Annotated in this window: 18 protein-coding genes; 5 read left to right on the forward strand and 13 right to left on the reverse strand. The window is 67.1% G+C overall.

The annotated features are described in order from the left end of the window. Nucleotides 1-43: 43 nt before the first annotated feature. Nucleotides 44-1,195, reverse strand: coding sequence for a GNAT family N-acetyltransferase (locus tag CMC5_RS19680; RefSeq protein ID WP_245678531.1), 1,152 nt, complete (start codon nucleotides 1,193-1,195; stop codon nucleotides 44-46). A gap of 43 nt (nucleotides 1,196-1,238) precedes the next feature. Next, complete coding sequence (locus tag CMC5_RS19685) at nucleotides 1,239-2,348, reverse strand: quinone-dependent dihydroorotate dehydrogenase (RefSeq protein ID WP_050431860.1); 1,110 nt, start codon at nucleotides 2,346-2,348, stop codon at nucleotides 1,239-1,241. A gap of 69 nt (nucleotides 2,349-2,417) precedes the next feature. Here CMC5_RS19685 and CMC5_RS19690 point away from each other — a divergent pair, with 69 nt between their 5' ends. Beyond that, entirely contained in the window at nucleotides 2,418-3,818 is a 1,401-nt protein-coding gene (locus CMC5_RS19690) for a M18 family aminopeptidase (protein WP_082363478.1), read from the forward strand. Nucleotides 3,819-3,888: 70 nt separating this feature from the next. Here CMC5_RS19690 and CMC5_RS19695 read toward each other — a convergent pair whose 3' ends face one another. Next, complete coding sequence (locus tag CMC5_RS19695) at nucleotides 3,889-5,001, reverse strand: agmatinase family protein (RefSeq protein ID WP_063796311.1); 1,113 nt, start codon at nucleotides 4,999-5,001, stop codon at nucleotides 3,889-3,891. Between the two features lie 254 nt (nucleotides 5,002-5,255). Between CMC5_RS19695 and CMC5_RS19700 the strand changes: the two genes are divergently transcribed. Together CMC5_RS19700 and CMC5_RS19705 are read left to right on the forward strand one after the other, a co-directional pair. Further along, complete coding sequence (locus CMC5_RS19700) at nucleotides 5,256-6,191, forward strand: fatty acid desaturase family protein (RefSeq protein WP_050431861.1); 936 nt, start codon at nucleotides 5,256-5,258, stop codon at nucleotides 6,189-6,191. A 43-nt stretch (nucleotides 6,192-6,234) separates the two neighbouring features. Next, nucleotides 6,235-6,996 carry an MBL fold metallo-hydrolase gene (locus tag CMC5_RS19705; RefSeq protein ID WP_050431862.1) on the forward strand — a complete coding sequence of 254 codons (762 nt, stop codon included), beginning with the start codon at nucleotides 6,235-6,237 and terminating at the stop codon, nucleotides 6,994-6,996. A 221-nt stretch (nucleotides 6,997-7,217) separates the two neighbouring features. On the opposite strand, the gene CMC5_RS19710 is transcribed toward CMC5_RS19705, so the two are convergent. The 4 genes from CMC5_RS19710 to CMC5_RS19725 form a co-directional block, all read right to left on the reverse strand. Next, nucleotides 7,218-7,565: a KGG domain-containing protein gene (locus tag CMC5_RS19710; RefSeq protein WP_050436013.1), complete on the reverse strand. Its 348-nt coding sequence runs from the start codon at nucleotides 7,563-7,565 to the stop codon at nucleotides 7,218-7,220. Nucleotides 7,566-7,899: 334 nt separating this feature from the next. Further along, nucleotides 7,900-8,985 (reverse strand): 3-phosphoserine/phosphohydroxythreonine transaminase, encoded by a 1,086-nt coding sequence (gene serC / locus CMC5_RS19715; protein ID WP_050431863.1) that lies wholly within the window; start codon nucleotides 8,983-8,985, stop codon nucleotides 7,900-7,902. 202 nt (nucleotides 8,986-9,187) lie between these two features. Next, nucleotides 9,188-9,823 (reverse strand): hypothetical protein, encoded by a 636-nt coding sequence (locus CMC5_RS19720; RefSeq protein ID WP_050431864.1) that lies wholly within the window; start codon nucleotides 9,821-9,823, stop codon nucleotides 9,188-9,190. 76 nt (nucleotides 9,824-9,899) lie between these two features. Then, the gene (locus CMC5_RS19725) at nucleotides 9,900-11,048 is read right to left on the reverse strand and encodes an acyl-CoA dehydrogenase family protein (RefSeq protein ID WP_050431865.1); all 1,149 of its coding nucleotides are present in this window, start codon (nucleotides 11,046-11,048) and stop codon (nucleotides 9,900-9,902) included. A gap of 38 nt (nucleotides 11,049-11,086) precedes the next feature. Between CMC5_RS19725 and CMC5_RS19730 the strand changes: the two genes are divergently transcribed. Further along, a complete protein-coding gene (locus CMC5_RS19730; RefSeq protein WP_050436014.1) occupies nucleotides 11,087-12,301 on the forward strand; it encodes a hypothetical protein in 1,215 nt (404 codons plus the stop codon). Between the two features lies 1 nt (nucleotide 12,302). Here the strand turns inward: CMC5_RS19730 and CMC5_RS19735 are convergent, their stop codons facing one another. Beyond that, nucleotides 12,303-13,346, reverse strand: coding sequence for a rhomboid family intramembrane serine protease (locus CMC5_RS19735; protein ID WP_245678533.1), 1,044 nt, complete (start codon nucleotides 13,344-13,346; stop codon nucleotides 12,303-12,305). A 147-nt stretch (nucleotides 13,347-13,493) separates the two neighbouring features. Here CMC5_RS19735 and apaG point away from each other — a divergent pair, with 147 nt between their 5' ends. Then, complete coding sequence (gene apaG / locus CMC5_RS19740) at nucleotides 13,494-13,877, forward strand: Co2+/Mg2+ efflux protein ApaG (protein WP_050431866.1); 384 nt, start codon at nucleotides 13,494-13,496, stop codon at nucleotides 13,875-13,877. 177 nt (nucleotides 13,878-14,054) lie between these two features. Here the strand turns inward: apaG and clpA are convergent, their stop codons facing one another. The 5 genes from clpA to CMC5_RS19765 all read right to left on the reverse strand — a co-directional run bounded on the left by clpA (nucleotide 14,055) and on the right by CMC5_RS19765 (nucleotide 21,636). Then, on the reverse strand, nucleotides 14,055-16,352 hold the full coding sequence (gene clpA, locus CMC5_RS19745; protein ID WP_050431867.1) for an ATP-dependent Clp protease ATP-binding subunit ClpA: 2,298 nt from the start codon (nucleotides 16,350-16,352) through the stop codon (nucleotides 14,055-14,057). Nucleotides 16,353-16,357: 5 nt separating this feature from the next. Beyond that, entirely contained in the window at nucleotides 16,358-16,690 is a 333-nt protein-coding gene (gene clpS / locus CMC5_RS19750) for an ATP-dependent Clp protease adapter ClpS (protein WP_050431868.1), read from the reverse strand. 254 nt (nucleotides 16,691-16,944) lie between these two features. After that, nucleotides 16,945-17,619 (reverse strand): hypothetical protein, encoded by a 675-nt coding sequence (locus CMC5_RS19755; RefSeq protein ID WP_063796603.1) that lies wholly within the window; start codon nucleotides 17,617-17,619, stop codon nucleotides 16,945-16,947. A gap of 394 nt (nucleotides 17,620-18,013) precedes the next feature. Next, nucleotides 18,014-20,509, reverse strand: a complete 2,496-nt coding sequence (locus CMC5_RS19760) for a glycogen/starch/alpha-glucan phosphorylase (RefSeq protein WP_050431870.1) — start codon at nucleotides 20,507-20,509, stop codon at nucleotides 18,014-18,016. A gap of 134 nt (nucleotides 20,510-20,643) precedes the next feature. Then, complete coding sequence (locus CMC5_RS19765; RefSeq protein ID WP_050431871.1) at nucleotides 20,644-21,636, reverse strand: hypothetical protein; 993 nt, start codon at nucleotides 21,634-21,636, stop codon at nucleotides 20,644-20,646. Nucleotides 21,637-21,690 lie beyond the last annotated feature (54 nt).

Raw genomic sequence — 21,690 nt, forward strand, 5'->3', positions numbered from 1 at the left:
GCCGCCGCGCAGATCGTCAAGCGACGACGGAAGGTCTGCCGCGTCAGCGGAAAGCGATGCTCTTGTCCGATGTGTGCTCCTCGATGGCGGTGCGTTCGCGAGCGAGGAATGCCCGGACGGCGGCGTCGAGGCGAGGGTGCGCGAGGTGATGGGCGCTGTGGGTGATGGTCGGGAGGAAGCCGCGGACGAGTTTGTGCTCGCCGCCGGCGCCGGGCTCGAAGCGGTCGAGGCCGCGCAGGATGCAGTCTTCGACGGGGTGGTAGTAGCAGACGTTGAAGTGGAGGAAGGGGCGCTCCTCGGAGGCGCCCCAGTAGCGTCCGAAGAGGGCGCGGGGGCCGGCGAGGTTGAAGGCGCCGGCGATGGGGCGCTGGCCGTCGCGGGCGAGGACGATCTCGATGGCGCCGGAGAGGCGGGTGGTGATCTCTTCGAAGAAGGCGCGGTTGAGGTACTGGCGGCCCCAGGAGAACTTCTCGACGGTGGAGACGTAGTAGCCAAACATCAGGTCGACGATCTCGGGGGTGACGTCGGCACCGCGGAGGGTGGTGAGGGTGATGCCTTGCTGCTGGATCTCGCGTCGTTCGCGGCGGATCTGGTGGCGGCGCTTGGCGTTGAAGCGGGCGAGGTAGTCGTCGAAGCCCTGGTAGCCGTCGTTGGTGAAGTGGAACTGGAGGCCGTAGCGGTGCGCCATGCCGGCGTCGCCGAGGGCGGTGGCTTCGTCCTGCTGAGGGAAGAGGACGTGGGCGCTGGAGATGTCGAGCGCGGCGACGATCTGGCGGAGGGCCTGCGCGAGGACGGGGAGGAGCGTGGGGCGATCGTCGGGGCGCTGGACGAGGAGGCGGCGGGCGGTCGCCGGGGTGAAGGGGACGCCGACGACGAGCTTGGGGTAGTAGGGGGCGCCGATCTGGTGGGAGGCGGAGGCCCAGGCGAAGTCGAAGACGAACTCGCCTTCGCTGTTGGTCTTCACGTAGGCCGGGGCCGCGCCGAGGAGCTGGTCGTCGCGCCACAGGGTGAGGTGGTGGGAGATCCAGCCGGCTTCTTCGCTGACGCAGCCGGTCTGTTCGAGGGTGTCGAGCCACTCCCAGGAGAGGAAGGGGGCTTCGGCCACGCCGTCGAGCGCGTTCCAGGTGGCCGAGGGGATGTCGCGCATGGAGCCGGCGACGCGGATCTCGATGGGTCGCCCTTCTCGCTGCGGCACGTCGGTGGGAGCGTATCGCGGGGCGGGCCGAATGCCAGGGGGCTCAGGGGGAGGGGAGGGCGGCGCCGCGGAGCTCGGCGATGGAGCGCACGCCCGCCTCGGCGACCTTCGCAGAGAGGTCGCGGAGGAGGGTGGCTGGCAAGCCAGGGCCGCCGTAGATGAAGCCAGTGTAGAGCTGGATGAGGTCGGCGCCGGCGCGGATCAGGTCGAGCGCGTGATCGGCGGTCTCGACGCCACCGACGCCGATGATGGTGGCGTGAGGGCCCAGGCGGGCGCGGGCTCGGGTCACCAGGGTGAGCGCGCGGTGGCGGAGGGGTGGGCCGCTCAGGCCGCCAGCGCCGATGGCGTCGACGGCCTCGGGGGGCGTACTCAGGGGCGAGCGGTGGGTGGTGGTGTTGGTGGCGACCACGCCGTCGAAGGCGCTGGCCTCGACGACGGTGAGCAGCTCGTCCAGGGCTTGGTCGTCCAGGTCGGGGGCGATCTTGAGGAGCAAGGGGCGGCGGGGGCCGCGCCGGGTGTTCTCTTCGGCGATGGCGCCGAGGAGGGCGCGGGCCATGGTCGTGTCCTGGAGGGTGCGGAGGCCCTGGGTGTTGGGGGAAGAGACGTTGACGACGACGAAGTCGGCGACGCGCTGCGCGGCGCGGAAGCTGACGAGGTAGTCGTCGATGACGGGGGTGAGCTGGTCGACGGGAACCGTGCGGGACTTGCCGATGGAGACGCCCACAGGGACGCCGGTCGTCTTCGGAAGCTCGCGGGCGAGGATGCGGTCGGTGACGCGCGTGGCGCCCTGGTTCGGGAAGCCGAGGCGGTTGATGAGGGCGCGGTCGGCCGGGAGGCGGAAGAGGTTGGGGGGCGGGTTGGGTGCTTGAGGCGTCGCGGTGATGGTGCCGAGCTCGAGGAAGCCGAAGCCGAGTGCAGCGAGGGCGCGCGCGCGCTCCGCGTTCTTGTCGAAGCCTCCGGCGATGCCGAGGGGGGAGGGGAAGGAGAGGCCCATGGCGCGGGTGGCGAGGTGGGGATCGGGAGGGGAGGTGCGTGCGCGGACGATCGTGCGGAGCCACGCGCTGTGCTCCAGCGGGGCGAGCGCGAGCATCCCGAGCTGGTGCGAGGTGTGGGGCGGGAGCGCGAAGAGCAGCGGTCGGAGCCGTCGGTACATGCGTGCTCGATCGGTAGCACACCGGTCCCGCCGCCGAGGGGCGAGCGCTCTGCTATGCTCCGCGACCCCATGGAAACGAAGGAGACACGCGAGTCCAACGCGGGCGAAGGTCAGAGCAATCCGTCGACGCAGCTCGGGGAGCGGTTCCCGAAGTCGACCGAGGAGCTGGGGCGGCTGCGCGCTCTCGGGGTGGAGGCGGCGCGCGATCTGTGCGGGTTCGTCGATCGGTCGCCCACGCCCTGGCACGCGACGGCCGAGGTGGCAGCGCGTCTTCGAGCGGCTGGATTCACGGAGCTGAGCGAGCGGGATGCGTGGGCGCTCGCGCCGGGGGATCGGCGGTTCGTGATCCGCGGTGGGTCGTCGATCGTGGCGTTCGTGGCAGGGCAAGAGCACCCGGCGGTCGGCGGGTTCCGTCTCGTCGGGGCCCACACGGACTCACCCAATCTGCGGGTCAAGCCGAACGGGGATTACTCGAAGAGCGGCTACCAGCAGGTGGGCATCGAGGTGTACGGCGGGGTGCTGTACTCGACCTGGCTCGACAGGGACCTGAGCATCGCTGGGCGGGTGATGCTGCGGCGCAAGGACGGGACGCTGGAGGCGCGGCTGTTGAACCTGCTCCGGCCCGTGGCGCGTGTGCCCAACCTGGCCATCCACCTGAACCGAGGGGTGAACAGCGAGGGGCTGGTATTGAATGCGCAGAAGCATCTCGCGCCGATCCTGGGCCTCGGGAAGGAGTCGGAGCTGAGTGCACTCGTCGCGCGTGAGCTGGATGTTCCGTCGGATGCGATCGCGGGGTTCGATTTGTGCCTCTACGATGTCGCGCCGTCGACGATCGGCGGGGTCCGAGACGAGCTGATCTTCGCGCCGCGGCTCGACAACCTGGCGAGCTGTCACACGGCGACCCAGGCGCTGCTCGCCGTAGCCGGGCAGCCGGCGTCGGCGACCCGTGGGATCGTGCTCTACGATCATGAGGAGGTCGGGAGCCGCAGCGCGGTCGGCGCGGTGGGGCCGCTGCTCCGGGATACGTTGACCCGGATCGTCGAGGCGTGGACGGGCCGCGAAGAGGTACAGGGGCTTCGCAGGGCGCTGGCCGGGTCGCTGCTGGTCTCGGCAGACATGGCCCACGCGGTGCACCCCAACTACGCGGATCAGCACGAGCCCCGTCATGCGCCGCAGCTGAACCGGGGGCTGGTCATCAAGTCGAATGCCAACCAGGCCTACGCGACGGACGGCGCGACGGCGGCGAGCTTCGTGGGATTCTGCGGGGATGTCGGCTTCGCGCCCCAGCGGTTCGTGGTCCGCAGCGATCTGCCGTGCGGAAGCACCATCGGGCCGATCACCGCAGCGGAGCTGGGGATCGCGACGGTGGACGTCGGCGCTCCGATGCTGAGCATGCACTCGTGCCGCGAGATGGCCGGGACGCTGGACGTCCACCTCGCGATCGAGACCTACCGCCGAGCGCTGGGCTGAAGCGGGCTGCAGCGCGTACGCCCGCGCTCACGGGAGAAGGCGCTCGCGGAGATGCGCAGGGGGGACCTGCTCAGCGGCGGGTGACTCCAGCCGTCATCTTCGGGGCGCGTGCGCCGCCCGAGCCGCCCTGAGAGAGTCTGGTGAGGCCGATGAGCTTGTAGAGGAGGCGTGCGCCGACGTTGGCGTCCCACTCGTCCTGATGCGCTCCGTTCGAGCCATCGTTCTTCTGGAACGAGGGCCCAGGAGCGACCTCGTTCAGATCGAAGCCCACGACGCGGCGACCGCTGTGGCGGAGGCGCGAGAGCAAGGCCGTCACCTGGCGGAACGAGAGCCCTCCAGGGACGGGGGTGCCCGTGTGGGGACCCTGGGAAGGATCGAGGCCGTCGATGTCGAAGCTCACGTAGACGTCCTGCGGGAGCGCGTTGATCACCTCATCGGCGATCGCGTTGAAGGGTTCGCCATCGCAGAGGCGCTCGCCGATGACGGTGTCGTAGAAGGGGATCACGCGTCCTCGCGAGTTCTCGATGAAGCTCACCTCTTCCTCGCACACGTCGCGCAGGCCCACCTGGACGAGGGGACCGACCGAGGGCAGCCGAGTGAGCACGTTGTAGAAGATCGAGGCGTGCGAATCGGTGAAGCCCTCGAAGGCGTTGCGCAGGTCGGCGTGGGCGTCGATGTGCAGGATGCCCATTCCGGGATAGCGCTCCGCGTAGGCGGCGATGGCCCCGTACGGGCAGGAGTGATCGCCGCCCACGATGCCGACGATCCTGCCTCGCTCCAGCCAGGCGCGGGTGAGCGCTCCCACCCGGTCATTGAGCTGCGCGGACAGGACGTTGACCCGGTCGACCCGCGCTTGAAGCTCGGGGTCTCCCTCGACGTCGCCACCCACCGCAATCACCGGCTCCGAGGCCGCACAGGCCTCGGCATTCCAGCGGACGATGTCGGGATCGACGTCGAGCATGGCGATGCCTTCCTCCCAGGCGCGGCCGTACTGGAGGTCGAACAGGTCCACCTGCTGGCTCGCACGGAAGATCGCGGATGGCCCGCGGGCAGTGCCGCGCCCGTAGGACGTGGTGGGCTCCCAGGGGACGGGGATGAGGATGAATCTCGCCTCTTCCGGCGTGAAAGGGAGACCATAGATACCGTCTCCCCGGCGGATGGAGCTGAGTTGAGAAGTGCTCACGGCAACTAACGTTGGCCGCCCAGGTGAGCGACGTCAAGCGCACGGCAAGCGAACGATCATCGCCTTGTGGTGACATGCGTATCGTCCGGGCTGCGAACCGTGACACGCACTGGCGCGAGGATGGGTGCGCGGAGGGAATCGCGCCAACGGCCGTACATTGCCGCGCACGACCGGAGCAAATGCGGTACGTAGGGGGCGTCCCCATCCGTCGGGACCGGCATCGCCTGCCCGACTCTGCGCCGAGGAATCTTCCCATGCTTCGCTACCGCGCCGACGTGAAGACGCTCGTGTTCGTGGCGACCTATTTCGTGCTCGTCGCCGTGCAGTGGATCTACGCGCCGAAGGCGCTGTGGCTGGCCATTCCGCTGCTCATTCTCACTTGCTGGTTCTCCTTCTTCGGGGCGGTGGCCACCCACAACACCGTGCATTCTCCCGTGTTTCGGCAGCGCTGGCTGAACCGGGTGTTCCAGATCGTGCTCACGTTGACGTACGGCCACCCCGTGAGCGCCTACGTGCCTGGCCACAACCTGAGCCATCACAAGCACACGCAGACGCGTCGTGACGTGATGCGGACGACGAAGACGCGCTTCCGGTGGAACCTGCTCAATGGGCTGCTGTTCATGCCCACCGTGGGCAAGGACATCCTGAACGCCGACATGCGCTACTTCTTCGCGATGTTCGGCAGGAACCGGCCCTGGTTCTGGCAGATGACGCTGGAATGGGTGGTCTTCCTCGGAGCGATGGGCGTCCTTCTCGCGCTCGACTGGCAGAAGTTCCTGATCTACGTGCTGATCCCCCATCAGTACGCCGCATGGGGCATCGTCACCATGAACCTGCTCCAGCACGACGGCTGCGATCAGGACAGCGAGTACAATCACTCACGCAACTTCGTGGGCAAGCTCGTCAACTGGTGGACGTACAACAACGGCTACCACACCATCCATCACATGGAGCCGGGCCTGCACTGGAGCCTCCTCCCCGAGGCGCACGCGCAGCGCGTCGCTCCGCACATCCACCCCAACCTCGATCAGCCTTCGCTGCTCGCCTACCTGTTCCGGACCTTCCTCTGGCCCGGGAAGCGGCTCCGCTACGATGGAACGCCGCTGGTGCTCCCGAGCGAAGGGCCGGACGAGGAGTGGATCCCGCGGCCCAACGAGACCCAGGGCGACCTGGGTGCAGTTCCCGGCTGATCGGTCCAGCGCGCGATCTCGGACAGGGTAGACTGGGAGCGCCATGGCGTTCTCGGTCCGTGTCGTCGGCGTAGGCGACGCCTTCACTGCCAAGTACCACAACGCCTGCCTGCTGCTGGAGGCAGGCGGCGCCAGGGTCCTCGTCGATGCCCCACCGGCGCTGGCGCGTGCGCTGGCGGATGTGGCGCGTGCCACGGGGGACTCGGTCGGCCTCGACTCGATCGATCACGTGATCATCACGCATCTGCATGGTGATCACATGGGCGGACTCGAACAGCTCCTCTTCTACCAACGCTTCGTGACGGGGCGGAAGATCGTCTTGCACGCCATCCCCGAGGTGCTGGCAGGGCTATGGGACACGCGCCTTCGCGGCGGCATGGAGCAGCTGATCGAGGCGGCACCAGCCGGGGGAGCGCTCCCCTACCTCGAGCGCAAGCTCACGCTCGAAGATTACGCGCAGGTCTTGCCGCTGGAGCCTGGCGTCAATGCCCTGGGGCCCTTCCAGGTCGAGTGGCGTCCGACGGTGCATCACATCCCCACGTCGGCTCTGAGGTTCTCACGCGAGGGCCGAACCCTCGGCTACAGCGCAGACACGGCCTTCGATCCATCGCTCATTGCGTGGTTGAACCGCAGTGATCTCTTCTTCCACGAGACCAACCTGGGCGTGCATACGCCGCTCGCCTCCCTCGTGGCCTTGCCCGAGGCACAGCGAGAGCGAATGCGTCTCATCCACTATCCTGACGCTCACGACGTGAGCAATTCACCCATCCCCTGTGCCAGGGAGGGTGAGCGTCACGATCTGTAGGGGACTTGCAAGTAGCTGGAGCGTGGAGCGGGGGAGGATTTGGTGCTGCGCACGCGCGCGCGGGCGTCATTGCTTTCGCCCGTGCGCGCGCGCCCGGCACGCCTCGCCTGCCCTGGGGACTCCAGCGCGCTCGAATCGGCAGCCGGCTTTCCGACTTACGGATTCTGACTCAGGCGACTGGTCGGAATCGAAGATTCCCCCCTGGGGGAAGCGCTGAGAGCTCAGCGCTCCTCCCCGTCGGGCCCGTCGGGCGGCGCCGGCGGTTGCGACTTCGAGCCGCCACGGGACTCGCCACCCTTCCGGCCGATTTCCGCCATGTGCTGCCGGTCACCACTGACGGCCTCGCCACCCTTCCGACCGATGTGCGCCATGTGCTCTCGGTCCTGGCTGACGCGCTCTCCGCCCTTCCGGCCGATGTCCGCCATGTGTTTGCGGTTCTGGCTCACGGCCTCACCGCCCTTCTTGCCGGCAGCGCGAGCCTCCTCGCGGGTGAACTCGTGCGCCGTGCCCTTCTCGTGGGCCGCCCTGCCGCCTTTGCTGGCGATTTCTCGCTGCCGGGCGATGTCCATCGCCGCGAACCCCCGAAGCTTTTTCGTAGGGGCAGCGGGCGGCGGCGTCGCAGGCCTTTCGGCCGTGGCCGAAGAAGACTCGTTGTTCGACTCGTTCACCGGAAGCATTCCGCGATCATCCATATCTGGCCATCCTCTCTTTATCGGTTCCTGTTGGTTGAAACATGCGCACGACGAAGGCTGCTGTGTCCTTCTGCAGAGCGCTTTGTGCCGTGTGAAACAACGTCAAGCGGGCTCGGGGCTACTATCGTTGAAATCGTACGCCAGGCAGGGTGATTCCCTGGAGAACAGGGGGAGCCTGGCTTCTCTTCCCCCGATGAGGGGAAATCGAGCGTCAAGCCCTGGCCACGAAGGCCTTCATGAACTCCACGAGCCGCTCCACGGAGGTCACCTCGATCGCGTTGTAGATTGAAACGCGAATACCTCCCGTGGAGCGATGCCCTGCCAGTCCGACCATTCCTTCTCGGGCTGCCTCCGTCACGAATCGCTTCTCCAGCTCCTCGGTCGGGAGCCGGAACACTACATTCATGAAAGAGCGGCTTTCGTTTTCGACAGGTGCCAGGAAGAAATCCGGGCGCTCGTCGATAGCGCCGTACAACAACCCGGCTTTATGCCGGTTTCGCCGCTCCATCTCGTCAAGACCGCCAGTCTCGACGGTGTAGGCAAGCACGTTCCGGACCAGGTAGATTGCGAAGGTCGGAGGCGTGTTGTAAAGCGAGTTACTGGCGGCATGGGTGGCATAGCGGAAGATGACGGGTACGTCCTTCCGGCCCCCATCGATCAGATCTTTCCGCGCGAGCACGACTGTGACCCCGCTTGGGCCAATGTTTTTCTGCGCACCAGCGTAGATCAGTCCGAAGCGGCGGACGTCGATCCGCCTCCATAGAAAGTCGGATGACATGTCCGCCACGAGCGGCACATTTCCCGTGTCTGGTAGCCAGTGCCACTGGGTTCCAAACAGGGTGTTGTTCGTGGTCATGTGCAGATATGCGGCGCTTGGATCGAGCTGGAGCTCCTCCTGCCGCGGGATGCGCGTATACCGTTTGTCCACCTCCGTGGACGCTGCGATGCGCACCGTTCCGACACGGCCAGCCTCCTGATACGCCTTCTCGGACCAGCCTCCCGTGAGGATGTAGTCGGCGCTTTTTCCTGGAGGCAGAAGGTTCAGGGGGACCATCGCGAACTGGTGGCTCGCTCCGCCTTGCAGGAAGAGGACGTGGTAGTCGTCCGGCACATCGAGGAGCTGTCGGACCAGCGAGATGGCCTCGTCATGCACCGCCTCGAAGGCCTTCCCCCGGTGGCTGTGCTCCATGATCGACATGCCGGTGCTGTCGTAGTCGAGCAGCTCGCGCTGGGCGCGCTCCAGGGCAGGCAGGGGTAGCGCAGCAGGGCCGGCATTGAAGTTGTGGACGCGGGTCATCTGCAGGTTCTCCTGTAGGGCGGACGAGCCGGTTCGGGAAGTCCGGGGCGGCGCTATAGCACGGGTCGTCAGGTCGTCGCGGTGCCCAGCCTGTACAAAGGCGGAAGAACCGTACAGACGCGGCAGGAATTCCCCAGGCCTAACAAAAAAGAGCCCTTCGGCGGAAACAGCCGTGGGAAGCGGAACTGGAGTGTGGTGGGAACTACTTGATCTTGAGACTATCGATGAATTTATCGAAGTCTGCCTTGGCGGCCGTCACGGTCTTCTCGGGGCCAGTGAGCTTGAAGAACCAGCTCTCTCCCGCGACCGGCGTCTCGACGATGGCGCCAAGGAGTGCCCAGTCGGGCTTCGGGACGGTGGGGCCCATGCCCGGCATCCCGGACTTGTACGTCCCCCGCGCTTCGACGACGGTGACCTTGAGGTCTCCAATCGAGCGCTGATGGCGCGGATTCTCGGCGCCCGGCTTCTGTTCGAACTGTCCTACCCACCGCTGAAGGTTCTGCTCGACCGAGCCACCCGCCTGGCTCACGCTGAGTTCGGCGTCCTCGGGATCTCCGTCCACCTTCTTGACCTTGAAGGTGGCCTTCCTCATGGCGCTGGGGTTGGGGGCCGACTCCCAGCCGCTCGGCACCTCCCAGCCGAGCTCCGTTCCCCCCTGGGCGGGCCTCGTGGCCGCCGGGTGGCCGCCGGTGGGGGCAAGCGCTCCTGGAGGAGCTGCAGGCGCGTCGGGTTGGGTGGAAGCCGGCGGCTCAGGGGTCTTGGAGCACGCCGTGGTGGCAGCAGCCAGGGCAACCGTCAGTGCGGCGGCCCAGGAAACGCGGGGTCGCAGAGGGCTCATCAGGGGTTCCTCGTGAAAGAGGCCGGGACTCTAGCAGCCTCGCCCGCTCTGCAAGTAGCCCTCCGTCTCGGATCCGCTAGTAGCCCTCCGTCTTGGAGATGATCTCGTTCATGATCTCCCGCGTTCCTCCGCCGATGGGGTAGAGCCGCGCGTCCCGGAAAAGGCGCTCGACCACGTACTCGCGCATGTACCCGTAACCACCGTGAATCTGAACCGCCTGGTCGCAGACGGCGGAGCACATGTCCGTGGCGGCGTTCTTGGCCATGGCCGCGAGCCCCGTGACCATCTCGCCTCGCAGGTAGCGCATCAGGGTTTCGTGGGTCAGTGCACGGGCCGCTGCGATCCGGGTGGCCATGTCGGCCAGCTTGTGACGGGTGACCTGGAACCCGCTCACCGAGCGCCCGAAGGCCTGCCTCTCTCGCGCATAGGAGACGGACTCGCGGTAGGCGAGTTCGGCGATCGATACGCAGTTGCTCGCGAGCAGCAGGCGCTCGACCGCGAAGTTCGCCATGATCGGCACGAACCCCTGGTTCTCTTCGCCAAGCAGGTTCTCGGCCGGCACGCGGCAGCCATCGAACGCGATCTCCGCCGTATCGGAAGCCCACCAGCCCATTTTTGCCAGCTTCCGGCTGACGGTGAAGCCCTGCTCCCGTTCGATGGCGAGCAGCGAGATGCCACCGTGTCCCTTGTCCCCCGTGCGCACCGCCGTGACCAGAAGATCGGCGCGGCAACCCGAGGTGATGAACATTTTTGCGCCGGTCACCACGTAGTGATCGCCGTCGCGCACAGCGCGCGTCGTGAGTGCGGCGACGTCACTCCCGCCACCAGGCTCGGTGATGGCGAGGGCCGCAATGCGCTCCCCACGCAGCACAGGCGGGAGGAAGCGCGCCTTTTGAGCGTCCGTGCCGACGGCCAGGATGGGTGGGAGCGCGATGCGGTGGCTGCCGAGGCCTGCCGCGACGCCCACGCTCTTCCCTTCGAGGATCAGCTCGTCGGCCTCCGCCAGCACGTGGGACAGGTCGCCCCCCACTCCCCCGAGGGGCTCCGGGTAGCCGACCCCCAGCAGACCGGCAGCTGCGGCGCTGGTGTACAGCGCGCGCGGGAACTCTCCTCGTTCTTCCCACTCGTACGCGTGGGGCGCGATCTCGGTCCGAGCCCAGCGCCTCGCCGCACTGCGCAGCGCGGCGTGGGTTTCATCTTCGAACAGGGGAGGAAGAAGCGGCATATCGAGTCGTCTCCGCGCCCATGCTATGGGGGAACCCCATGGATCCGTACTTCCGGCGGGCATTCAATCAGGTTTTCCGGCCCGAGCTGTACCAGGAGTACATGCGCCGCCTCGAGCAGCGGCTCCAGACGTCCATCGCCTTTCGCGTGGCCGAGACACCGCTCTTCATCCCCCCTTCTTTGAGGGATCGCCTCGCGCGTCACGCCACCGAGATCGTGCGTCAGATCTCGGAGCCGAGCCTGGTGGAGAAATTGAAGAGAGCCATCCCCCCTCATCTCGACGCGCCTGGGATGGATCCGCTTCCCAACTGCGTTCAGGTGGACTTTGCCATCGTCCGCGGTCCCGACGGCGAGCTGGATGGCCGGGTGGTGGAACTCCAGGCCTTCCCTTCACTGTATGCGCTCATGGTCGTGCAGTCCGAGATCCTCGCCGACGTGCTGCGTCCCTATCCCGAGCTGGATCGGAGCTGGTCCGTCTACTTCAATGGACTCTCCCGCGATGGCTTCGTCGAACACCTGCGCCGTACGGTGCTCGGGGGTGAAGCGCCGGAGAATGTCGTGCTTCTCGACCTCAATCCACCCACGCAGAAAACGTTCCCCGACTTCACCGCCACGAAGATGCTGCTCGACGTGGACTCCGTCTGCCCGACCTCCCTCCTCCGGGAAGGACGACGCCTGTTCCGCAAGGTCGACGGGAAGCTCGTCCAGGTCCGGCGCATCTACAACCGGGTCGTCTTCGATGAGCTCCAGCGCACCCGAGCCGAGCTGCCGTTCCGCTACACGGACGAGCTCGATGTGAGCTGGTGCTCGCACCCGAACTGGTACTGGACCTGGTCGAAGACCACGCTCCCCCATATCGATCACGTCGCCGTCCCTCGCTCGTGGTTCGTCAGCGAGCTTCTGGAGCCCCCTCACGACCTCGAGAACTTCGTCCTCAAGCCGCTGTTCTCCTTCGCTGGCGCAGGTGTGAAGCTGGACGTCACGCTGGAGGATCTCGCCGCCATCCCGCCCGAAGAGCGGTCCGGCTGGCTCCTCCAGGAGAAGATCACCTACGAACCAGGTCTCGTCATGCCTGACGGCAACCGGGTGAAGGCGGAGATCCGCATGATGTTCCTGCGCGCCCCGGGCGAGGCCGAGCCGAAACTCACGCTCAACCTCGTCAGGCTTTCGCGAGGCAAGATGCTCGGCGTCGATCAGAACAAGGATCTGACCTGGGTCGGAGGCACGGTGGGCATGTGGCCCACCGAGAGCTGAGTCAACGAGCCCACGCGAGCTGCCAGGAGCCGACCACCACACCGGCAGCCAGAGCGCCGAGCAGCGGCTGCATCCAGCGCCGTCGTGACGTCGCCCGTCCACGCAACCCGAGCGCAGCGACGAGCCCGATCACCCCACCCATCAGCAACCCGAACAGGTGCGCCCCCAGATCGGCCCGAGGGCTCGCACCGAGCGCACCGAGGAGGGCGAGACCCCCCACGGCGGGCGCAGCGATCTGCCAGATCGTCCTCTTGCTACCGGCTGCTTGAGCGCGGTCGAGCAGGAGCTGCGTTCCAGCGAGCAGACCGATCGCGCCGAAGACGGCCGTCGAAGCACCGATCGATGCATGCCCCTGGCCCAGCACACCGCGGTGCCACAGCGCATTGGCAAAGTTCCCCAGCGTCCCCGAGGCGACGACTGCCAAGGCCGCGCCCCCCGGACCGAGCCGCCGCTGCACGGCGGAGCCGAAGATCGTCCCCGAGATCACGTTCCCCAGCATGTGCGCCGTGTCCGCGTGCAAGGTCAGGGCAGTGACCGCGCGCCACGGTTCGGCGTGCAACACGAGATCGGCGACCGCCGAACCTCGACGGAACCACTGGCTTCCACCCATGACAGGGCCGGTCACCGAGAAAAACAGCGCGAGAGCCGCGAACATCACCACCGCCACGGCCGACTGCGGATGGCGCGGTCGCTCGCGCTGCGGGCGAGGCGGCCAGTCACGGTTCTCCGCCTCGTAGCGATCGATGGAGCCCGACGCGCGCACATAATCCTCGTCCCGGACGAGCAGCACCCAGCCAGCCCGGGTGTGCTGGACCAGATGCCAGATCTCGCTCGACTGGAGGACCAGCGCCCACTCGCGCGCTTTGCGTTCCCCGTACACGGGGCCCAGCGCCGTCAGCCCGAAGCCAGGCCCCGTCTCGTCTCCCCCGTCTCCTGTCCCTCCTGGAGCAGGCAGGGCCGGCGCGCCAATCCAGCGGGGAGCTGGTGACACCGGGCTGTGAAACAGGAGGCGGGGCAGGGGGCTCGGGCTGTTGCGATCGCTCACGGTGGTCGCCAGAACGTGCGGACGACCTCTCTTGCTGTCAATCACGCCCCCTTCGATCGGGCACGTTCGAGGGGCCTCCACAGACGGGCCCATGCCGCTTCCGCTCGCCCCTTGTGCGCGCGTCCTGACAATGGCACGTCCTTGGGCGTGTCGACCGCCATCACGCAGGGCATCCGGGTCACCGTCTCCACGGCGTACGTCCCGGCGCAGTCCTCACCTGCCGAGAAGCGCTACGTGTTCTCCTACACCGTGCGTATTGCGAACGAAGGCTCCGAGCCTGCCCAGCTCCGGACCCGCCACTGGATCATCATTCATGGCAACGGCAGGACGGAGGAGGTGCGCGGTCCCGGTGTGGTGGGGGAGAAACCGCTGCTCCGACCAGGCCAGCACTTCGAGTACACCAGCGGCTGCGTCCTGGAGACACCCCGCGGCACGATGCGCGGGACGTACCAGATGTACCGATCTGATGGGACGACGTTCGACGCGGAAATCTCGCCGTTCGAACTGGCGATGCCTTACTCCCTGAACTGACCGGACACATCGGCCGCGTCGGCTCCAATCGATTGGCCAGACGCGAGCCAGCCGGGAGCAGGAAACGAGAGCACACTGGAGGGGTTGCCTCCGCGTGCTCTCGTCCCTCGCGATGGGGCCATCACCGCGCCAGCCGCGAGCGCAGCTGGCGGAGGCGCGGTCCTCCCGAGAGGCCTCTCAAGCGATGGCCGTCGGCTCGGCGCGCGGCACCGCCGCCTCTTCTGCCCGCCTTCGGGTGAACGTGAAGGTGAACGCCTTCCCATCGTGATCCACCGTCACCGTGCCGCCGTCCTCCAGCTCTCCGAAGAGCAGCTCGTCACCCAGCCGACGCTTGATCTCCTGATCGATCACCCGCCCCAGCGGACGCGCGCCGTTCTGCGGATCGTAGCCCTGCTTGCCGAGTTCTTCTCGGGCGCGCGGGCTCACCTCGATCGTGACGGACTGATCGGCGAGCTGCGCGCCCAGCTCGAGGATGAACTTGTCCACGATGCTGCCCATCACGGCAGGGTCGAGCGGCCCGAACATGATCCGGGCATCCAGGCGGTTGCGGAACTCGGGGCTGAACGTGTTCTTGTAGGCTCGATCGTCGTCGCCGGACACGCCGCGCTGGCCGAACCCCACACGCACCTGCGCCAGCTCTCGCGCGCCCACGTTGCTGGTCATGATCAGGACCATGTGCCTGAAGTCGCTCTTCTTGCCGTTGTTGTCGGTGAGCGTCCCGTGGTCCATGACCTGCAACAGCACCTGGAACACATCCGGATGCGCCTTCTCGATCTCGTCGAGCAACAGCACGGCGTGCGGCGTCTTCGCGGCGGCTTCCGTCAGCAGGCCGCCGCGATCGAATCCCACATAGCCAGGTGGCGCCCCGATGAGGCGAGAGACTGTGTGGCGCTCCTGGTACTCGCTCATGTCGAAGCGCAGGAACGAGATACCGAGCTGTTTGGCGAGCTGCTTCGCCAGCTCCGTCTTCCCCACGCCCGTGGGGCCGGTGAACAGGAAGCTACCGATCGGCTTCTCGGGAGCGCGTAGACCGGCGCGTGACAGCTTGATCGCCGTGGCGAGCTGCTTCACCGCGTCGTCCTGTCCGAAGATCACGGACTGCAGGCTCTTCTCCAGATCCTTCAGCTGCCGCTTGTCGGACACCGACACCTGTCGCGGCGGGATCTGCGCCATCTTCGCCACCACCTGCTCGATGTCGCCCACCTCGATCACGTGGCCCTCGCCGTGCGCGAGCCGCGCCGCAGCGCCGGCCTCGTCGAGCAGATCGATCGCCTTGTCCGGCAGGCGCCGATCCTGGAGGTAACGAGAGGACAGCTTCGCTGCCGCCTCGATGGCCTCGGGGGTGAACGTCACCGTGTGGAACTCCTCGTACCGCTTCTGCAGCCCGCGCAGGATCTGCACCGTCTCGTCCACGGAGGGCTCGAGCACCTCGATCCGCTGGAAGCGTCGCGCCAGCGCGCTGTCGCGTTCCAGGTGCCCACGGTACTCCTGGAACGTGGTGGCGCCGATGCAGCGCAGCCTCCCCGTGGCGAGCGCGGGCTTGAGCAGATTCGAGGCGTCCATCGTGCCCCCGCTCGCCGCCCCCGCGCCGATGATCGTGTGGATCTCGTCGATGAACAGCACGGCCCCGGGCTGCTTCTCCAGCGCCCGCACCACGGCCTTGAGCCGGTTCTCGAAGTCGCCCCGGTACTTCGTGCCGGCGAGTAGCGCGCCCATGTCCAGCGCGTAGACCGTCGCGTTCTTGAGCGGCCCTGGCACCTCACCCTGCACGATCCGCTGGGCCAGCCCCTCCACGATCGCCGTCTTGCCGACGCCCGCGTCCCCGATGAGCAGGGGGTTGTTCTTGCGGCGTCGCGCCAGCACCTGGATCGTCCGCGCGAGCTCGTTCTGGCGCCCGACCAGCGGATCGATCCGACCCTCCGACGCCTCCTTGTTCAGGTTCATCGTGAAGGCGCCCAGCGGGTCCTTGACGGGCTGGGGTGCCCCCTGCTCCCCGTCCGTTCCTTCCGCGCTGTCCTCGCGCAGCGGATCGTCTTCTCCCGTCTTGGAGATGCCGTGGGAGATGAAGTTCACCACGTCGAAGCGCGTGACGCCTTGCTCCTTGAGCAACGTCACGGCCTGGCAGTCCTGCTCGTTGAAGATCGCGACGAGCACGTTCGAGCCCTTCAGCTCCTTCTTCCCGGAGGACTGGACATGCATCGCCGCACGCCCCACGACCCGCTGGAAGCCGAGCGAGAGCGTGGGGGTGGACTCTCCCTCGTCGGGCATTTTCTCGAGCTCCTCTTCGAGGAACTTCTCGAGGTTCTTCTTGAGCTGAGCCCCGTCCCCTCCCGCATTGCGGATCACCTCTGCCGTCTCCTTGTCGAAGAGCAGCGCATACAGGAGGTGCTCGATGGTGACGAACTCGTGCCGACGACGCGCGGCCTCGCGCGTGGCCAGGGAGAAAGCGATCTCGACTTCGGGGCTGATACGCATATCACTCACTCCGGCTCGGCCGTGAGGCGTAGGGGCATCCCGTGCTGCTTTGCGTGATCCGTCACGCGGGCGACCTTCGTCTCGGCGACATCTTTGGTGTACACGCCAGCGACGCCGTGACCACGGTGGTGGACGCTGAGCATGATGTGGGTGGCTTCCGTCTCGGTCCTGTTGAAGAACTTGATAAGCACGAACACGACGAAGTCCATCGTCGTGTAGTCATCGTTGTGCAAGACGACCTGATAGCGTCGCGGTTTCTCGACCTTGCGATCGGCCTCTGTCGCAAGATCCCCCTGGCGCTCTTCGCGGTCTTCTCGCTCCTCAGCGTTCTTACTCATAGAGACGGACGAAAGGATAGCAAGAGGCAGAGCCCGTCCCAACCCCTGCGCCGGACGATGCGTCTCGACGTCACCGCAGGCGAACCCGTAAGCCCCCGTCGGGGTTGCCCGCAACGACGTGACCCAGCACAGGTCGCCGTCACGCGTCTCGTCGTGAGCATGCGCGCCAGGCGAGAGCGACCCACTCATGCCTGCACGAGGGACCCGTCCAGGTCGTGCGTCGGATGCCAGGCAGAGAAGCGGACGCCGGGACGCTACGGCAACCGCGCGGTCAGACCTTGCGTATCCAGCCGTCCGACGACCGCATGCCGTTCGGACTGGGGGTGGTACTCGGAGCTGATCATGCTCCAGGCGTGGCCTGTGATCCGATCTTGGACGTCGGTGTAGAACCGCATGACGCCAGTCCCCACCCCTTTCTGGGTGAGGCTTCCCGTCACGCGGCTGTCGTCGTTGCCGTGCTTCGTGCTCGTGGAGTCGAGGACGTGCACCTCGTACTCCGTCACACCCCGGTCTGCCTGTGGCACCCCCTGCCGCGGGATGGGCGCCCTCTGCACGATGGCGATGTGGCCGGTCGACGTAGGATGACTGGTGTACCGGATCGCGAGGACGTCACCCGCCCGGATCTGCGAGACCCTGGGAATGATGGTCCAGCCGTCCTCGGCCTCGATCAAGTCGTGATACCGATGCGCCGTGGGGCTCCGTTGCTCCGTCCACGCCAGCATGTCGCTCTCGTCGAGCCCATACGCTTGCCTCAGCAGATGGGTGAGCAAGCTGTTGCACTGCGTATTGTTCTCGTAGCGCGTATATCCGTCGATGCCTGCCCAGCGGATGTAGTGGGAGCTGCCGTCACCGTACCGGTTGTCCTGGGGCAGGATGTTGTCGACGAGCAGCTTGCCCCACGCCAGGTGGGCTGGCAGCGACTGCGGCATGGCGGGGGGCGCGTAAACGAGGAACGCCAGACAGAATGCTAAGAAGCGCAGGATCCAGACGAGATCACGGCGGATGAGCATGAATCGGTCTTCTCCTCAGGGCTGGTGCCCGGAACACCGGGCAGCGCTCGTCCGCAACGCGCAGCGCATGCGTCACGCCGTGCGCGGCGCGCATGCAGCACAGGCGTCGCGCAGGCGAGCCGAGCCATTGAGATGATCGACCGCTCGTCTCTCGCGGCAGGTTCGAGCTGATAAATCGTGGAGATGTACCGCAGGTTCGCTGCCCGGGGCGGGGGTTACTCCGCGTTCCTCGGGACGTGCAGAGGGGGTCTCGCGGCGCGTTTTCCGGACGAATTGTGTCGTGTCGAAGCGCGCGCCGCCCAGAGTCGCCGGCTCAGATGCGCGATTGTGGCCCGTCGAGAACTATCGCGACCGGCTCCACCTTCCAGATCTCCTGACCGTACTCGCGGATCGTGCGGTCCGACGAGAACATGCCCATCCTCGCGATGTTCAGCGCGGCCTTGCGGGACCACCCGGTACGATCGGCGTGAGCCACCTCCACCTCCTTCTGGCACACAGCATAGGCGCTGAAGTCGCCCAGCGTGAGATACGGGTCGATACCCATCAGCGCGCTGAGGAGTGGCTGGAACAGCGTCCGATCCTCGGGAGAGAAGAAGCCGGAGGCAATGAGGTCGATCACCTCCCGCAGCAGCGGATCGGACGCATAGGCCGTGCTCCCCTTGTATCCAGCGCGCCGCTTGGCCTCCACCTCGTCGGCGTCCAGCCCGAACAGGAAGAAGTTCTCGGGCCCGACAGCCTCGCGGATCTCGATGTTCGCCCCGTCGAGTGTCCCCACCGTGAGCGCACCGTTCATCGCGAGCTTCATGTTGCCCGTCCCCGATGCCTCCATCCCTGCGGTCGAGATCTGCTCCGACACGTCGGCCGCCGGGATGATCCGCTCTGCCAGCGACACACGGTAGTTGGGCATGAAGGCGACCCGGAGCGCCTCCTGCCGCCGGTCCGCGTTCACCACCTCCGCGACGGCGTGGATGAACTGGATGATGAGCTTCGCCATCCGGTAACCCGGCGCGGCTTTCGCACCGAAGACGAACGTGCGCGGCGTCACCGCCTCACCGTGCTTGGACCGCAGGTACAAGGCGACGATGTGGAGCGCGTTGAGGAGCTGGCGCTTGTACTCGTGGAGACGCTTGATCTGCACGTCGTAGATGGACGCAGGATCCACCGTGATCGACAGCTCGTCCTGGATCAGGCGCGCGAGATCGCGCTTGTTCTCGAGCTTCACCGTGGCCAGCCGATCGAGGAAGTCCGGATCGTCGGCGTGCTGCTCCAGCTCGAGGAGCCGGTCCAGATCGGTCACCCAGCCCGCTCCCACCTTCTCCGTGATCAGCGCCGCCAGGGCCGGGTTGCACGCGCTCAGCCATCGCCTCGGCGTGACCCCGTTCGTCTTGTTGTTGAACCGCTCGGGCCACAGCTCGTTGAAGTCCCGGAGCAGCCGCGTCCGGACCAGCTCCGAGTGCAGCCGCGCCACCCCGTTCACCGAGTGCGACCCGACCACCGCGAGGTGCGCCATCCTCACCCGCCGCTCGGGCCCCTCCTCGATCAGCGACATCCGCTGGACCCGCGCCTCGTCGTGGGGGAACGCGCTCCTCACCTCGCGCAGCACCCGCCGGTTGATCTCGTAGATGATCTCCAGGTGACGCGGGAGCAAGCGCTCGAAGAGCGCCACGGGCCAGCGCTCGAGGGCCTCGGGGAGCAACGTGTGGTTCGTGTACCCGAACGACCCCACCGTCTGCTCCCAGGCCAGCTCCCAGGGAAGCAGGTGATCGTCCATGAGCACCCGCATCAGCTCCGCGATGGCGATCGCTGGGTGCGTGTCGTTGAGCTGGATCGCCACCTTGTCCTTCAGTCGCCTGAAATCGGCGTGCGTCCTGTTGAAGCGCCCGATGATGTCGGCAATCGAGCACGCCACGAAGAAGTACTCCTGCCGCAGCCGGAGCTCCTTGCCCGCGTCGAAATTGTCGTTTGGATACAGGACCTTGGAGATCACCTCCGTCTGGTTCTTCTGCTCCACGGCGCGCACGTAGTCGCCGGCGTTGAACAGCCCGAAATCGAACTCCTGACCGGCGCGCGACGACCACAGCCGCAAGGAGTTCACCGTGTCCGACCCGTAGCCTGCGACGGGCGTATCGAAGGGCACCCCCAGCACCTGCTGCTCGGGCCGCCAGATCACGCGGAAGCCCCCGTGCTTGCTGGGGACGCGCTCCGTCACCCCCCCGAACGACACCGGCACCACGTGCTCCGGCCGCTCGATCTCCCAGGGGTTTCCGAACCGGAGCCACTCGTCGGCCAGCTCCACCTGGCAGCCGTCGCGGATGACCTGCTCGAAGATCCCGAACTCGTAGCGGATGCCATACCCCGTCACGGGCAGCGCCAGCGTGGCCGCCGAGTCCAGGAAACAGGCCGCGAGCCGCCCCAGACCCCCGTTGCCCAGTCCCGCGTCGGGCTCCACCCCCACCAGATCGTCGAGATTGACGCCGAGATCCCGGAGCACCGCCCGGTAGGTGTCCTGGATCCCCAGCGCTTGCAGGTTGCTCCACAGCGCCCGGCCGAGCAGGTACTCGGCCGAGAGGTAATACGCCCGCTTCACATCGCGCTCGTAGTAAGTGCGCTGCGTCTTGGCCCACCGCTCGACCAGCCGGTCGCGCACCGCGTGCGCCAGGGCCACGTAACGATCGTACGGCGTCGCCTCGGTCAGCTCGTGGGCGCGCGTGAGGTGCAGGTGATCGGCAAAGGCCCGGCGCAGTGCGCGGGGATGGAGCCCGGTGCGGGCGTCGTGCAGGATGGCATCTTGGCGGCGAGCGGCCTCCATCAGCGGGGAGGTGGCTGCGTCACGCGCCGGAGGCGTCGAGGAATCCGAAGTGTCGGCCATGGAGCCGACAGCTTACGGGGGGTCACCCAGCCTTGGTAGAGGCGCGGAGGGGCGTCGAGCCCTCCGCAGGTGGGTCAGCCACACTGCCCATCTTGCCCGCAGCGCTGTCCGAAGTTGCAGAGCATCCCGTCGCACATGCAGCGGCCCATCATGCAGACGGCGCTGCCCGGCGTGTCGTTGTCGCACGACGCATCCGTGGAGCAGCGGCATTGCCCCTGCGAGCAGGTGAACGCCATCGGACATACGTTGCCGCACGATCCACAGTTCTGGGTCGTCGTGATGCTGGTCTCGCATCCGTCGTCCTGGCCCGAGGTGGGCCGAGTGCAGTTCGCGAACCCCGGCGTGCAGGTCGAGTTGCAGACCCTGTTCGCGCAGCTCCGCGCCGCCACGCGGAGATCGGAGCATCGGCGCCCACATTCGCCGCAGTTGTCCACGTCGCTGGCCGTCCGGGTCTCGCACCCGTCATCTTCCTCGTCCAGCCCCGGCTGGTGGCAGTCGTCGTAGCCGAAATCGCACTCCGGGACGCACTCCCCCGCCACGCACGCCACGTCGTCGGCATGCTCGCGGGAGCACGCCCGATCGCAGGCACCACAGTGCTGTGTGACACCGATGGATTGCTCGCAGCCGTTGGACGCATCCTCGTCGCAGTCGGCCCTCCCCTCCGGACAGGTCACCGCGCCGCAGACCCCGGCCTCGCACTCCGCGACGCCGCAGTCGTTCCCGCAAGCCCCACAGTTGCGCGCCGACAGCAGCGACGTCTCACAGCCGTTCGCGTCGTCGTTGTCGCAGTCGGCGAAGCCGCTCTCGCACAGCCGGACGATGCACGCGCCCTCCGGGGAGCAGGTCGCGTCCGCGTTGGCCAGATCGCACGGGGAGCAGCCCTCGCCACACCCGTACCTCACGTCCAGCTTCGCCACGCACCCGCCCCCGCAGCGCTTCTCCGTCGCGCCGCAGACCTGCTCTGGATCGGAATCGAACCGACTGAAGTCCTGGGTGCAACCCGAGGGGAGGACAACCACGGCAGCGGCGGTGATCACCGCGACCGAGATCCACGAACTGACCCGCATCGAAACGCCTCCGCGCCCCTCTGCGCAGAGGGGCGCCACCAGGCTACCACAGGC

This window comes from Chondromyces crocatus (genome assembly GCF_001189295.1).
Classification (GTDB): Bacteria; Myxococcota_A; Polyangia; order Polyangiales; family Polyangiaceae; genus Chondromyces; species Chondromyces crocatus.